The organism is Rhodobacter calidifons (genome assembly GCF_011174775.1).
GTDB classification, from domain to species: Bacteria; Pseudomonadota; Alphaproteobacteria; order Rhodobacterales; family Rhodobacteraceae; genus Tabrizicola; species Tabrizicola calidifons.
On record NZ_JAANHS010000010.1, the window covers coordinates 72,797 to 85,936 of the forward strand.

Below are 13,140 nucleotides of genomic sequence, written 5' to 3' on the forward strand. Positions count from 1 at the left end.
GTCCTCCGCTTTGTTCGTTCCGATGTTCCGTTTGCCACCCGCGAAAGGAGGCCCGGTTCCCTTGTGCCTTGTCTTTAGCCGCAGGTCGTAACGCTCGCAATGCACGACTTTGCCGCAGGGGGCAGAAACTGCGGGGAAAATGCAAAGGGCGCTGCCCGTGCAGGGAACCGCGCCCGGCAATGCCTGTCGCCGGACCGGAGGCCGGACGACAGGGCCGCTATCTGCTGTGCTGGGATCTACTGCGCGACCGAGGCCAGATAGGCCGCGACATCCTCGCCGCCGGAGGCCAGCTTGAACGACATCTTCGACTTCGCCGCATTGTCGCCCAGCGCGGACTTCAGATAGGCCGCCGGATCGGCGGTATAGGCGGCAAAGCTGGCCTCGTCCCAGACGGCACCCGTCGCCCCCAGTGCCGCAAGCGACTCGCCATACTTGAAGTCCGGGTCCGAGGCGATGCGACGGCCGATGACGCCATAGAGATTCGGGCCGGTGCGGCCGCCCCTCTGGATCTCGGTCCCGTCGGGGGCGATCACGGAATGGCAGGCCTTGCACTTCTTGAACGCGGCTTCGCCGGCAGCCGGATCGCCCGCAAGCGCCGGGGCGGCCATGGCAGTGGCGGCTACGGCAAGAAGGATGAACGTCTTCATGATGTCCTCGTGCTGAACGGGGCGCAACGCGGCGCTCCTACAGGCGGAACATGGGGGAGGGGGGCGTTGATATGCAATAGCATCTTGGTGCTATGCGACATCTTGCGCGGCGCAGCTGCGCCGGAAGGCCCGTTCGAAGGTGGACATCAACGCCGCGTCGAGGTCGGCCATCGTCACCGGCAGGCCGAGGTCCACCAGACTGGTCACCCCATGGTCGCGGATGCCGCAGGGGACGATGCCGTCGAAATGCGACAGGTCGGGTTCCACGTTGATCGAGATGCCGTGAAAGCTGACCCAGCGGCGCAGCTTGATGCCGATGGCGGCGATCTTGTCTTCGGTCGGGCGGCCATCGGGGCCGGGACGGTCGGGGCGGCTCACCCAGACGCCGACGCGGCCCTCGCGGATCTCGCCCCTGACGTTGAACTCGGCCAGGGTGTCGATCACCCAGCGTTCGAGATCGCGGACAAAGCAGCGCACGTCGCCGCCGCGCGCCTTGACGTCCAGCATGCAGTAGATCACCCGCTGGCCCGGACCGTGATAGGTGTACTGGCCGCCGCGCCCGACGGGATAGACGGGGAAACGGTGCGGATCGACCAGATCGGCCGCCCTGGCCGAAGTGCCGGCGGTGTACAGCGGCGGATGTTCCAGAAGCCAGATCGCCTCGCCCGCGCGGCCCTCGTTCATGGCGGCGACATGGGCCTCCATCGCGGCGAGGGTTTCGGGGTAGGGGGCGAGCCCGGGGATATGGGTCCAGTCGACCAAGTGTCAAAACCTTGCCGCAATTGCCGTGAAATCCTGACTTCTCTTATGCCGAAGCCATGGTAGGCTGAAAGCAGAAAACTTTATATTGAGGTGATGTGATGAAGGCCAAGACAATTGCAACGGCAGGGCTGATGGCAGCGGTCGCCCTGTCCCCGGTTTCCCCGGTCTCGACCCCCGCCCGCGCCGATGGCAAGGATTTCATCGCCGGCGCGATCATCGGCGGCCTGATCGGCGGCGCGGTGGCGAACGAGAACAACAAGAAGAAGGTGGTGACCACCACGCGCACCAAGACCACGTCCACCAAATCCACGATGACCTCTGCGCAGCGCGAGGAGAACCGCGAGGTGCAGACCGCGCTGAACTATTTCGGCTACAATGTCGGCACCCCGGACGGGGCCATCGGCCCGAAGTCGCGGGCCGCGATCAGCAGCTACCAGGCCCTGCTAGGCTATCCGCCCACAGGCCAGCTGACCGAACATGAGCGCACGATCCTTGTCACCTCGTATCACCGTGCCGTGGCGGGCGGGCCGATGGTCGCCTCGACCGTGGCGGGCAGCCCGCTTGGGCTGAAGGCGGTGCTGATCGCCCAGCGCGACGAGATGGCGGGCATCGCGCCGATGGGCGGCATGGCGGCCTCGGGCGTGCCGGTCCCGGGGTCGGTGGGCGCAGCCGCTGCGGCGGCGCTGCCGGCGCTGGTCCCGGAGGCCGAGCCGGAGGTGGAAGAGGTCGCTGCCGCCGAACCGGGCCTGCCCTCGTTCATGGGCGCTGCGGGGGCCAGGGGCTCGCTGGCGTCGGAATGCAACCGGATCGGTCTGACGACCACGGCCAACGGCGGGATGGTCACGGCCGAGACGATGCAGGACGCAAGCTTTGCCCTGGGCGAGCAGTTCTGTCTGGCGCGCAGCTTTGCCATCTCGAAAAGCGACGAGCTGACCGCGCAGATCGCCGGCTTCACCCCCGAGCAGATCGCCACACAATGCGCGGCCTTCGGGCCGGCGCTGAAGGATCACGTCGCCGCCCTGTCGCTGAAGCCGGCGGCAAGCGTGCTTCAGGGGGTCGAAGGGTTCATCCTGTCCTCGGGCATGTCGCCGGCGCAGCTGTCGGGGACCGCGAAGGTCTGCCTGGGCGTCGGCTATGCCCGCGATGACCTGAGCGTGGCCATCGGTTCGGCCCTGCTTCTGGCCGCGATGGGCGAGCGGGGCTATGCCGAGTTCCTGGGCCACCACCTGAGCCAGGGCTTCGGCGCCACCGAACGGCCCGACCTGGCTATGGACTGGTACCAGATGTCGCTGGATGCGATGGAACAGGGCCAGATGGTCGTGGCGCCCGGCATGGCGGGACGTGACGCGGTGATCCGCAAGGCCTCGTACACGATCAACGGCCGCGCGCACGAGCTGGCCCCCGAGCCGGTGTTCCAGGAGGCCGCGCTGCCGGTCTTCGAGATGGTGCCGGATGCCGCCCCGTCGGATGTCGCCATGGCCGCGCCGCTGGCGCCGGTCGGAGAGACCGCGGCGGCCGACGCGGCGCCGGTCCTTCCGGCGGCGCCGGACGGGTCGATGATGAACGCGGGCGCCCAGGCGGCGATCATGGCGGCGCGGCTGCCGGTCCTGCTGTTTTCCGGCAACTGACCGGCCGCATGGCCGGGGCTGGTGTCGCGGGATGAAAATGCCCCTTTTCATCCCGCACGCCAGTCGCTAGATAGCGGACGTCCGGAGCGGACCCGCATGCGGATGTGGCGGAATTGGTAGACGCGCAGCGTTGAGGTCGCTGTTCCTTAACCGGAGTGAAAGTTCGAGTCTTTTCATCCGCACCAGGGTCTGCCGGGCACAGCCGAGGGCGTGGGGGAAACCCCGCGCCCTTTGCCTTTGCGGCCCGATCCTGCCGCAGGATTGCCTCCTTTTCTTGCGCTGATTGCGGGCAGATCGGCTGCGGAACTGCGCAATACTGTGCGTTCTTCCCGTAACGGCGCAAACTGGCCCGAACAGGTCGCCAAAGTGCCTTTTCGCGTCGAAAAACTGCGTTGCATTGGGGGGCCGGTTTCGGTTTAGTCGAATCAAGCCAGAGGGCGGTAAGCCCCGGAACCATCAGGGAGACACGGGTGACGCAAGAGCCCCGCACCGACGCCTTCGTCGCGTTCGAGCATGTTCAGAAAAGCTATGATGGTGTCACGCTGGTCGTGAAGGACCTGAACCTTTCCATCGGCAAGGGCGAGTTTCTGACGATGCTTGGCCCGTCGGGCTCGGGCAAGACGACCTGCCTGATGATGCTGGCGGGGTTCGAGACCGCCACGCATGGCGAGATCAAGCTGGACGGGGTCAACATCAACCAGGTGCCGCCGCACAAGCGCGGGATCGGCATGGTGTTCCAGAACTACGCGCTGTTTCCGCACATGACGGTGGCTGAGAACCTGGCCTTCCCGCTGGAAGTGCGCGGCATGGGCAAGGCCGACCGCGAGGCGAAGATCAGGCGGGCGCTGGACATGGTGCAGATGGGCGCCTTTGCCAACCGGCGACCGGCGCAGCTGTCGGGCGGCCAGCAGCAGCGCATCGCCCTGGCCCGCGCGCTGGTCTTCGACCCCAAGCTTGTGCTGATGGACGAACCCCTGGGCGCGCTGGACAAGCAGCTGCGCGAACACATGCAGTTCGAGATCAAGCATCTGCATGAGAACCTTGGCATCACCGTGGTCTACGTCACCCATGACCAGGGCGAGGCGCTGACCATGTCGGACCGCGTGGCGGTGTTCAACGACGGCCGCATCCAGCAGCTTGCGCCCCCCGCCGACCTTTACGAACGGCCCGAGAACAGCTTCGTCGCCCAGTTCATCGGCGAGAACAACAAGCTTCTGGGCACCATCGAGGAGCTGTCGGGCGACAAGGCTCTGGTGCGGTTGCCCAGCGGAGAGCTGATCGACGCGACCGCTGTCAACATCAAGGAAAAGGGCCAGCGGACGCTGGTCTCCATCCGGCCCGAACGGGTGGAGTTCAAGCCCGAGATGATGCCCCCGGGGGCCCATACCCTTGAGGCCGAGGTGGTCGAGGTGATCTACATGGGCGACATTCTGCGGGCCGTGCTGAAGGTCGCGGGCTCGGACGATTTCGTGATGAAGATGCGCAATACGCTGGGGCAGACCAGGCTTTCCCCCGGCCAGAAGATCAAGGTGGGCTGGCATCCGCTGGATGCCCGCGCGCTGGACCCTTGATGCAGACCCGGCCGTGGCGAGCGGCCATCCAGACCAACCAGAACAGGGAGACTGACTGATGAAGAAGACCCTCATCCTGACGACCGCCTTGATCAGCCTTGGCTTTGCCGCCAATGCCGACGTGACGGTCATGTCCTGGGGCGGCGCCTATGGCGCGGCCCAGACCGAAGCCCATGTGAAGCCGTGGATGGCCGCGACCGGCAATGCCACGATCATGGTGGACAGCGACAACCCCGCCCCCGCCATCAAGGCGATGGTCGAGGCCGGCAACGTGACCGTGGATGTGGCCTCGGTCGAATATGCCGATGCGATCCGCCTGTGCGACGAAGGCATCCTGGAACCGATCGACGTGGCCAGCCTGCCGCCCGCCCCCGATGGCACCCCCGCGACCGAGGACTTCCTGCCCGGCGCGATCACCGAATGCGGCGTTTCGACCGACATCTGGTCGAACGTCTTTGCCTATGACGCAAGCAAGTTCACCGGCGACAACGTGCCGAAGACGGCGGCGGATTTCTTCGATCTCGAGAAGTTCCCCGGCAAGCGCGGCCTGCGCAAGGGCGCGAAAGCCGTGCTGGAATTCGCGCTTCTCGGCGACGGTGTTCCCCCGTCCGAAGTCTATGAGGTGCTGAACACCCCCGAGGGCGTGGACCGTGCCTTTGCCAAGCTGGACACCATCAAGGGGAACGTCGTCTGGTGGGAAGCCGGCGCCCAGCCGCCGCAGCTTCTGGCCGATGGCGAGGTCGTGATGACCACCGCCTACAACGGCAGGATCTTCAACGCCGCGATGACCGAGGGCAAGCCCTTCGTCATCGTCTGGGACGGTCAGATCTACGAGAACGAAATGTACGTCGTGCCGAAGGGCGCGCCGAACAAGGACCTGGCCATGGACTTCATCCGCTATGCCACCTCGACCGAGGGGTTGCGTGCGCAGGCCCAGCAGATCTCTTACGGGCCGGCCCGCAAGTCGTCCTTCGCAGAGCCGATCATCTTCAAGGATGGCAAGACCGTGATGGCGCCGCACCTGCCGACCGCGCCCGAGAACCTGGGCAACGCGCTGGAAACCTCGTCGGACTTCTGGGTCGATCATGACGCGGAACTGAACGAGCGCTTCCAGGCCTGGCTGGCGCGGTAACCCGATCACCGGGCGCGGGGGAGACCCTCGCGCCCGGTCCTTCCGACGACGAGGCAGTCATGGCCGAGGCAACGACCGAACTTCTGACCACCGCCGACGGCCGCCCGCTGAAAGCCGCGCTGGCCGCCGCGCAGGCCCGTGCCAAGCGCCGGGCGTTCCTTCTGGTGCTGCCGCTGCTGCTGTTCGTGCTTTTTACCTTCCTCATTCCCATCGGCTACATGCTGAAGCGGTCCTTCGAGCATGACGGCTTCGCCTCGTCTGCCCCGGCCCTGGTGGCCTGGTTCGAGGCCAACCCCGATTTCGACCCGGCGAACCCGCCGGAAGAGGCCTATGCCGCGCTGGTGCAGGACCTGGCGCGGATGCAGACGGAAAGGACCACGGGCATCGCGGGCACCCGGATCAACTATTCCGTGCCCGGCTCGATCAGCCTGTTCAAGAAGGGCGCACGCGAGGCGGCGAACCTGACGCCTCCGTTCAAGGAAAGCCTTGTCGCCCTGGATGCCGACTGGGCCAGGCCCGCCCTCTGGCGCGGCATGGAATCCGCAAGCCACGTCTACACGGCCGAGTTCTACAAGGTTGCCTCGGACATGAAGCTGACCGATTCAGGCTGGGCGCGCGGGCAGGACAAGGAACGCATCTACCTTTACCTCTTTGCCAAGACCTTTTTTGTTTCGGCCCTGATCACGGTGATCTGCCTGCTTCTCGCCTTTCCGGTCGCACATCTTCTGGCGACGCTGCCGATGGCGAAGTCCTCGCTTCTGATGATCCTGGTGCTGCTGCCGTTCTGGACCTCGCTCTTGGTGCGGACGACATCCTGGATCGCGCTTCTGCAGGAACAGGGGGTCGTCAACAACCTTCTGGTCGGACTGGGGCTTCTGAGCAACGATGGCCGACTGACGATGATGTACAACATGACCGGCACCATCGTCGCGATGACGCATGTGCTGCTGCCGTTCATGATCCTGCCGCTTTATTCGGTGATGCGGGTGATACCGCCCAGTTATGCCCGCGCGGCACGCAGCCTGGGGGCGACGTCGTGGACGACCTTCCGCCGGGTCTACCTGCCGCAGACCCTGCCGGGCATCGCGGCCGGATCGCTTCTGGTCTTCATCCTGGCGGTCGGCTACTACATCACCCCGGCGCTGGTCGGCGGCGCGGACGGGCAGCTGATCTCGAACCTCATCGCCTTCCACATGTCCAAGTCGAACTGGTCGCTGGCCGCCGCCATCGCCGGGATGCTGCTGGCGTCGATCCTGCTGCTTTACTGGCTTTACGACCGGCTGATCGGCATCGACCGGCTGAAGTTCGGCTGAGGAGGAACCCATGGCCCTGCCCGTTTATGCCTCGCCGCTGGAACGCGCCTGGCACTACATCTATCTGGTGATCTGCGCGCTGGTGTTCCTGTTCCTGATCGCGCCGATCCTGATCGTCATTCCGCTGTCCTTCAACGTCGAGCCCTATTTCACCTTCACCCCGAAGATGCTGGCGCTGGATCCCGAAGGCTACAGTCTGCGCTGGTATGACACGCTTCTGACGCTGGGTCATCCCGCGCCCGAGACGCCAAGGGACGGGACCTGGTGGGCGGCGGCGTGGGAGCGGGCGACCTGGGTGCAGGCGGCGAAGAATTCGTTCTGGGTCGGGCTTTGGGCGACGATCCTGGCGACGGTCCTGGGGACCGTCGCGGCCCTGGGACTGAGCCGGCCCGAGATGCCCTACCGCCGCCTGATCATGGCGCTGCTGATTTCGCCCATGATCGTGCCGATCATCATCATCGCCGTGGGGATGAGCTTCTTCTTCGCCAAGGCCTGTGTGGCACCCGACAGCGCGATGGGGGCGATCTTCGGCCTGTTCCTGTCGGAAAAGGGCTGTCTTGCGAATTCGCACCTGGGCGTGATCGTGGCCCATGCGGTCCTTGGCATCCCCTTCGTCATCATCACGGTGACCGCGACGCTGACCGGCTTCGACCAGTCGCTGATCCGGGCGGCGCAGTCGCTGGGGGCGAACCCGCGCACGACCTTCTTCAAGGTCATCATGCCGCTGATCCTGCCGGGGGTTGTCTCGGGGGCTCTGTTCGCCTTCGTCACCTCGTTCGACGAGGTGGTGGCGGTGCTGTTCATCGCCGGTCCCGATCAGCAGACCATCCCGCGACAGATGTTCAACGGGATCCGCGAGGCGATCTCTCCGGCGATCCTGGCGGTGGCGACGATCCTTGTTGTGATCTCGGTCCTGCTTCTGACCTCGGTGGAGTTGTTGCGACGCCGGTCGGACCGGCTGCGCGGCGTGACCGGGCGCTGACCGATTTCCGGACGGAAATCGGTCCGGATTTCTGCGAAATCCGGTGGCGTCCTAGGGCAGGATGTGCAGCCAGGCCCAGGCGGTCAGGATCGAGGCTGCCGTTGCGGCGAGGACGGAGGCGGCGTTGACCCTTTTGCCCACGCCATACATGTGGGCGAACATGTAGGCGTTCACGCCCGGCGCCATCGCCGCGGTCACCACGGCCGAGCGCAGCGCATCGGGGCCAAGCGCGAAGACCCTGGTGCCCAGCGTCCAGGTCACTGCCGGGTGCAGGATCAGCGAGGCGAGCGTGACCAGAAGGACCGGGCCGAGGTCGCCCTCGATCCGGTAGCGCACCAGGACCCCGCCCAGACCGAACAGCGCGACCGGGATCGCGGCGCGGGTGATCATGTCGATGCCGGACCAGAAGACCTCGGGCAGCGGGTTGCCGGCCAGATTGACCGCAAAGCCGAGCAGGATGCCGATGACCAGGGATTGCGACAGGATCGCCCGGGCGATCTGGCCGAGGAGGGCGGATCCGGACAGCCCGCGCCCGCGGCTGCGCGCCCATTCCATCAGGGCGATCCCGAAGCCGTACAGCAACGGTGCATGCAGCGAGATGATCGCGTAGTTGCCTTCCAGCGCGGCGGGGCCATAGGCGCGTTCGGTGATCGCAAGGCCCAGAAGCAGCGAATTCGAGAACAGCCCGGCAAAGCCGATGGCCACCGCATCCGGCATGGCGCGGCGAAAGATCAGCATGGCGCCGAGGAAGCAGGCGAAGAAGCCGGTGAAGGCTCCGGCGTAGAAGCTGACCATGAGGCCGGGGTCATAGGCGGTCGAGAGGTCGAGATGGGCGATGGACCGGAACAGCAGGCAGGGAACCGCGAAGTTCTGCGCAAAGCGCATCAGCCCGTCGATCGCGGTTTCGGCCAGCCAGCCGGCGCGCACGGCCGCATAGCCGAAGCCGATCACAAGGAAGACCGGCAGGATGACGTCGAGCAGCGCGCTCAATGCCGCCGCGGACCGGGGGTTTCACACCCCCGGACCCCCGTGGAGTATTTGGGCACGGGGCAAGTCCGGGGATCAGGGCTGGTTGTCATAGGCAAGCGTCATCCCGTCGAAGGCGGGCAGGATATGCGGGGGGAGTTCGGCCCGGAGCGTTTCGTAGTCGAGGTCGATGTGCATGTTGGTGATGACGGCGCGGGCGGGGCGGGCACGGGCGATCCAGCCCAGGGTCATCTCCAGGTGGGCGTGGGTCGGATGCGGCTTGCGGCGCAGGGCATCGACGATCCAGCAGTCGAGGTCGGCGAGCACGGGCCAGCTTTCCTCGGGAATGGCGACTGCATCGGGCAGGTAGGCCAGCGGGCCGATGCGGAAGCCGAGCGCATCCATGCTGCCATGGTCGGCGCGAAAGGGGATCAGCGTCATCGGGCCGCCGGCGCCGGGGACGGTGACCGGCCCGTCGATGGTGTGCAGGTCGAGGATCGGCGGATAGGGCGAGCCTTCGGGTTGCACGAAGGCATAACCGAAGCGGGAGAGCAGCGCCTCTTGCGTCGGCCCGTCGGCCCAGACCGGCAGGCGGCTTCTCTGGTTGAACACGACCTGGCGCAGGTCGTCGATTCCGTGCATGTGATCGGCGTGGCTGTGGGTGTAGATCACGCCGTCCAGGCTGCCGACGCCGGCGTCGAGAAGCTGCTCGCGCATGTCGGGCGAGGTGTCGATCAGCACGCGCGTCGCGCCTTCGGCCGTTTCGCGGGTGATCAGCAGCGAACAGCGGCGGCGGCGGTTCTTCGGGTTTGAAGGATCGCAGTCGCCCCAGATGCCGCCAAGGCGCGGAACCCCGCCCGAGGAGCCGCAGCCGAGGATGGTGAAGGTCAGCCGCGCCATCATGCCACCTTTGCCCCGCGGGCCGCGCGGGAGAAGAGCCGGTCGAAGTTTGCAGTGGTGATCGCCGCGAACTCGCAGAGGCCAAGGCCGAAGACCGGCGCCAATGCGCGCGCGGTATGGGCGACATAGGCCGGTTCGTTGCGCTTGCCGCGGAAGGGGGGCGGGGCCAGATAGGGGCTGTCGGTTTCCAGGATCAGCCGGTCAAGCGGCGCGCGGGCGAAGATCTCGCGCAGGGCGCCGCTTTTCGGGAAGGCGGCGATGCCGGAGATCGAGAGGGTGAAGCCCATCTCCAGCGCCGCCTCGGCCAGGCGCGGGCCGGAGGAGAAGCAGTGCATCACGCAGGCATAGGCCTTGCGGGCCATGCCTTCGGCGAGGATCGCCTCCATGTCCGCATCGGCGTCGCGGGCGTGGATGATCAGCGGCAGGCCGGTTTCCTGCGCGGCCTCGATGTGGATGCGCAGGCTGGTCTGCTGGATCGCCCTGGTTTCGGCGGTGTAGTGGTAGTCGAGCCCGGTTTCGCCGATGCCCACGAATTTCGGATGGCGGGCAAGGGCGACGAGGCCTTCCACCGTGGCGAGCGGTTCTTCATGCGCGCTCATCGGGTGGGTGCCGGCGGCGTAGAACACCCCGGAATGGGCCTCGGCGATGGCGCGGACGGCGGGTTCGTTCCGCAGCCGCGTACAGATCGTCACCACGCGGCTGACCCCGGCAGCGCGGGCACGGGCGAGGATCGCCTCGGTCTCGCCGGCCAGATCGGGGAAATCGAGGTGGCAGTGGCTGTCCACCAGGTCGGGCAGGTCGGGGTCGGTTGGGAGCATCCGGCTTACCTCTGGGCGAGGCTTCCCGCCGTCTCGTCGAGCTTGAGAAGCATATCCATCAGAAGCGCGGCAGGGTCAAGATTGACCGCCTTGCCCCGCCGGGCGCGGGCGGCGAGGGTCTGGGCCAGGTCGGCCCAGCCGCGGGCGGCATGCGGATCAGGGGCGAGGCGGGCCAGAAGCCGGGCCTCGCCCGGTGCCGCTTCGGGCGGGGTCAGGCCGGTCACGCCGTGGCGGGCGAGGCGGGCGAGGAACAGGTCGATCAGGGTGACGAGCAGGTCGAAGGTTTCCGCCGCGCCGCGCGCCGCGGCGAGATCGGCCAGAGCCAGAGCCTGCGGCCGGTCAAGCCGGGGCAGGGTGGAGAACAGCCGGATCAGCGCGGCGTAAAGCTTCAGCCCGTCGAGGTTGGTCAGGCGGAAGGCCTCGCCCACCGAGCCGCCGGACAGTTCGGCCAGCGCGCTGCGGTCCTCGGGCGCGATCTCGCCGCCGGCCTGGGTGAGCGCAGCGGCGAGGTCGGGCGGCGCAAGCGGCGACAGGCGCAGCTCGCGGCAGCGCGAGCGGATCGTGGGCAGAAGCCGCGCGGGCTGATGCGAGATCAGCAGGAAGGTGACGTTCGCCGGAGGCTCTTCGAGCAGTTTCAACAGCGCATTGGCTGCGGCAGAGTTCAAATCGTCCAGGCTGTCGATGATCGCGGTGCGGGCGCCGCCATCGGCGGCAGAAAGGGCGAAAAAGCTTTTCATCTTGCGCACCTCTTCCACGGAGATCACCTGGGAGAGGGCGGTTTCCTTCTCGTTCGCGCCGCGCCGCAGCAGGAAATGCCGCGGATCGGCGCCTTGCAGCAGCCGGCGGGCGACGGGGTGGTCGGGCGGAATGTCCAGCGTCCGGGGCGGGGGCGGGGCGAACATGCCGCCGTCATCGGGCGGTGCGGCCAGAAGGAAGCGCGCCAGCCGCCAGGCGAGCGTGGCCTTGCCCACGCCCTTCGGGCCGGTCAGCATCCAGGCGTGGTGCAGACGGCCGGAGTTGTAGGCGCGCAGCACCTCGGCCTCGGCGGCGGCATGGCCGAACAGGGCCTGCGTCTCGCGCGGGTGGGGGGCGCCTTCCAGGCGGTCGGGTTCGGGCAGGGGGTCCTTCGGCTCGGCCATGGCCGGCAGATTGCACGGGCCGGGGTCCGGGGGGAAGGGGGTCAGTTGCAGGTGATGAGGCGCGTGAAGCCCTGGGCGAGATCGGCGAGGTCCTCGGGCGGCAGGGGGGTGGTGTCGCCGGTCTCTTCGGGCTCGATGCCGTTCTGGTAGAGGAAAAGCCTGGCGATCTCGCCCCGGATGGCGAAATTGACGTTCTGCGGGATGTCGCCGATCGCGTCGGCCACCATCCGGGCGTCAAGCTTGGAGACGACGACGCCGACCACCTGACCGCTGGCATTGACCACCGGACCGCCCGAATTGCCGGGCTGGACCGGGGCCGAGATCTGCATGCGGATGCCGTCGCCCGCGATGCCCTTCAGGCTGGTGACCGAGCCGCGGGTGACGTTCACCCCGCCCAGAAGGTCGGGCAGGGGATAGCCGATCACGGTCACGTCAGAGTTGAGCCACGCCGGTCTTTCGGCAAAGCGGGCCGGTGTGCCGCCGGCCGATCCGGGGCTGCGCAGCAGCGCCAGGTCGAAAGCTGCATCCGTGGCAATCACCGTGGCGGGCTTGCCGTCGATCGACAGGGTCTGACAGCCCCGAATGACATGGTTGTTGGTCAGGTAGTCCCCCTGGGTCGAGACGAGGAAGCCGGTGCCAAAGCCTTGCGGCCCGTCCGTCTTCGGCGTGCGGTCGGACACCGCAGGCGCGGGAGGTGCGGGCGGCGGGGTCTGGTCCTCTGCCTCTGCCAGGGCTGCCAGGGTTTCGATGCCCCGTGTCAGGATGCCCGGTGAAATGCCGATCTCTGGCGCATAGCCGGGTTCGATGCTGCCGGTGACGGCGGCCAAGAGCCCCGCGTCCCGGTCGGCCGCCGAGAGCATGATCGTGGACCAGGCGCCGCGGCGATAGTCGGAGCGGGTGTAGAGTGTGACCCCGGTCGCAGTCCGGGCCGAGGTGATCCACAGCGTCGAACGGCGGACGCGATAGACCTCTCCCCGCGCGCGGTCGGCGGTGTAGCGGTGCAGGGGTTCGGTCTCGGCGCCCGAACCGATGGTCAGGCTGTAGCCCAGCGTGGTGCCGGCCAGTTCCAGGTTGACGAAGTTTTCGGACGGAGCGCCGTCCTGCAACCCGATGGTCGGCACGAGGAAGGACATGTCGAGCGCGGAATTGTACTGCCGGACCCAGCCGTGGCGTTCCAGCGTCTCGTAGGTCTGCAAGGCCAGGAACAGCACATCGGCATTGGTCACGAAGGCGCTGCGGCCGTTGCGAAGTTCATAGGATTCAAGGGCGCGCTGGCTTGCCG

Annotated in this window: 12 protein-coding genes and 1 tRNA gene; 6 read left to right on the plus strand and 7 right to left on the minus strand. The window is 67.1% G+C overall.

The features are described from left to right. Nucleotides 1-236: 236 nt before the first annotated feature. Both G8O29_RS13380 and lipB read right to left on the minus strand, forming a co-directional pair. The gene (locus G8O29_RS13380) at nucleotides 237-647 is read right to left on the minus strand and encodes a c-type cytochrome (protein WP_166403730.1); all 411 of its coding nucleotides are present in this window, start codon (nucleotides 645-647) and stop codon (nucleotides 237-239) included. Nucleotides 648-737: 90 nt separating this feature from the next. Continuing rightward, nucleotides 738-1,409: a lipoyl(octanoyl) transferase LipB gene (gene lipB, locus G8O29_RS13385; protein ID WP_166403731.1), complete on the minus strand. Its 672-nt coding sequence runs from the start codon at nucleotides 1,407-1,409 to the stop codon at nucleotides 738-740. Nucleotides 1,410-1,507: 98 nt separating this feature from the next. Between lipB and G8O29_RS13390 the strand changes: the two genes are divergently transcribed. The 6 genes from G8O29_RS13390 to G8O29_RS13415 all read left to right on the plus strand — a co-directional run bounded on the left by G8O29_RS13390 (nucleotide 1,508) and on the right by G8O29_RS13415 (nucleotide 8,035). Then, nucleotides 1,508-3,037: a peptidoglycan-binding domain-containing protein gene (locus tag G8O29_RS13390; protein ID WP_166403732.1), complete on the plus strand. Its 1,530-nt coding sequence runs from the start codon at nucleotides 1,508-1,510 to the stop codon at nucleotides 3,035-3,037. Between the two features lie 98 nt (nucleotides 3,038-3,135). Then, nucleotides 3,136-3,222 (plus strand) — tRNA-Leu (locus G8O29_RS13395). A gap of 285 nt (nucleotides 3,223-3,507) precedes the next feature. Next, on the plus strand, nucleotides 3,508-4,608 hold the full coding sequence (locus G8O29_RS13400) for an ABC transporter ATP-binding protein (protein ID WP_166403733.1): 1,101 nt from the start codon (nucleotides 3,508-3,510) through the stop codon (nucleotides 4,606-4,608). Nucleotides 4,609-4,666: 58 nt separating this feature from the next. After that, a complete protein-coding gene (locus G8O29_RS13405) occupies nucleotides 4,667-5,740 on the plus strand; it encodes an ABC transporter substrate-binding protein (RefSeq protein WP_166403734.1) in 1,074 nt (357 codons plus the stop codon). A 59-nt stretch (nucleotides 5,741-5,799) separates the two neighbouring features. Beyond that, on the plus strand, nucleotides 5,800-7,053 hold the full coding sequence (locus G8O29_RS13410) for an ABC transporter permease (protein WP_166403735.1): 1,254 nt from the start codon (nucleotides 5,800-5,802) through the stop codon (nucleotides 7,051-7,053). Nucleotides 7,054-7,063: 10 nt separating this feature from the next. Beyond that, the gene (locus G8O29_RS13415) at nucleotides 7,064-8,035 is read left to right on the plus strand and encodes an ABC transporter permease (RefSeq protein ID WP_166403736.1); all 972 of its coding nucleotides are present in this window, start codon (nucleotides 7,064-7,066) and stop codon (nucleotides 8,033-8,035) included. A gap of 51 nt (nucleotides 8,036-8,086) precedes the next feature. Here the strand turns inward: G8O29_RS13415 and G8O29_RS13420 are convergent, their stop codons facing one another. The 5 genes from G8O29_RS13420 to G8O29_RS13440 form a co-directional block, all read right to left on the minus strand. Continuing rightward, on the minus strand, nucleotides 8,087-9,025 hold the full coding sequence (locus G8O29_RS13420) for an AEC family transporter (protein ID WP_166403737.1): 939 nt from the start codon (nucleotides 9,023-9,025) through the stop codon (nucleotides 8,087-8,089). A 72-nt stretch (nucleotides 9,026-9,097) separates the two neighbouring features. After that, a complete protein-coding gene (locus tag G8O29_RS13425; RefSeq protein ID WP_166403738.1) occupies nucleotides 9,098-9,901 on the minus strand; it encodes an MBL fold metallo-hydrolase in 804 nt (267 codons plus the stop codon). Beyond that, nucleotides 9,901-10,719, minus strand: coding sequence for a TatD family hydrolase (locus G8O29_RS13430; protein ID WP_166403739.1), 819 nt, complete (start codon nucleotides 10,717-10,719; stop codon nucleotides 9,901-9,903). Before G8O29_RS13430 ends, G8O29_RS13425 begins: the two co-directional genes overlap by 1 nt. Nucleotides 10,720-10,724: 5 nt before the next feature. Then, nucleotides 10,725-11,858, minus strand: a complete 1,134-nt coding sequence (locus tag G8O29_RS13435) for a DNA polymerase III subunit delta' (protein ID WP_166403740.1) — start codon at nucleotides 11,856-11,858, stop codon at nucleotides 10,725-10,727. A gap of 41 nt (nucleotides 11,859-11,899) precedes the next feature. After that, nucleotides 11,900-13,084 carry a S1 family peptidase gene (locus tag G8O29_RS13440; RefSeq protein ID WP_166403741.1) on the minus strand — a complete coding sequence of 395 codons (1,185 nt, stop codon included), beginning with the start codon at nucleotides 13,082-13,084 and terminating at the stop codon, nucleotides 11,900-11,902. Between the last annotated feature and the right edge of the window lie 56 nt (nucleotides 13,085-13,140).

Bases quoted from the DNA above. Each gene is read 5' to 3' on its own strand.
- G8O29_RS13380 (WP_166403730.1), bottom strand. From the start codon at position 647: ATGAAGACGTTCATCCTTCTTGCCGTAGCCGCCACTGCCATGGCCGCC.
- G8O29_RS13390 (WP_166403732.1), top strand. From the start codon at position 1,508: ATGAAGGCCAAGACAATTGCAACGGCAGGGCTGATGGCAGCGGTCGCC.
- G8O29_RS13405 (WP_166403734.1), top strand. From the start codon at position 4,667: ATGAAGAAGACCCTCATCCTGACGACCGCCTTGATCAGCCTTGGCTTT.
- G8O29_RS13410 (WP_166403735.1), top strand. From the start codon at position 5,800: ATGGCCGAGGCAACGACCGAACTTCTGACCACCGCCGACGGCCGCCCG.
- G8O29_RS13415 (WP_166403736.1), top strand. From the start codon at position 7,064: ATGGCCCTGCCCGTTTATGCCTCGCCGCTGGAACGCGCCTGGCACTAC.
- G8O29_RS13425 (WP_166403738.1), bottom strand. From the start codon at position 9,901: ATGGCGCGGCTGACCTTCACCATCCTCGGCTGCGGCTCCTCGGGCGGG.
- G8O29_RS13430 (WP_166403739.1), bottom strand. From the start codon at position 10,719: ATGCTCCCAACCGACCCCGACCTGCCCGACCTGGTGGACAGCCACTGC.
- G8O29_RS13435 (WP_166403740.1), bottom strand. From the start codon at position 11,858: ATGGCCGAGCCGAAGGACCCCCTGCCCGAACCCGACCGCCTGGAAGGC.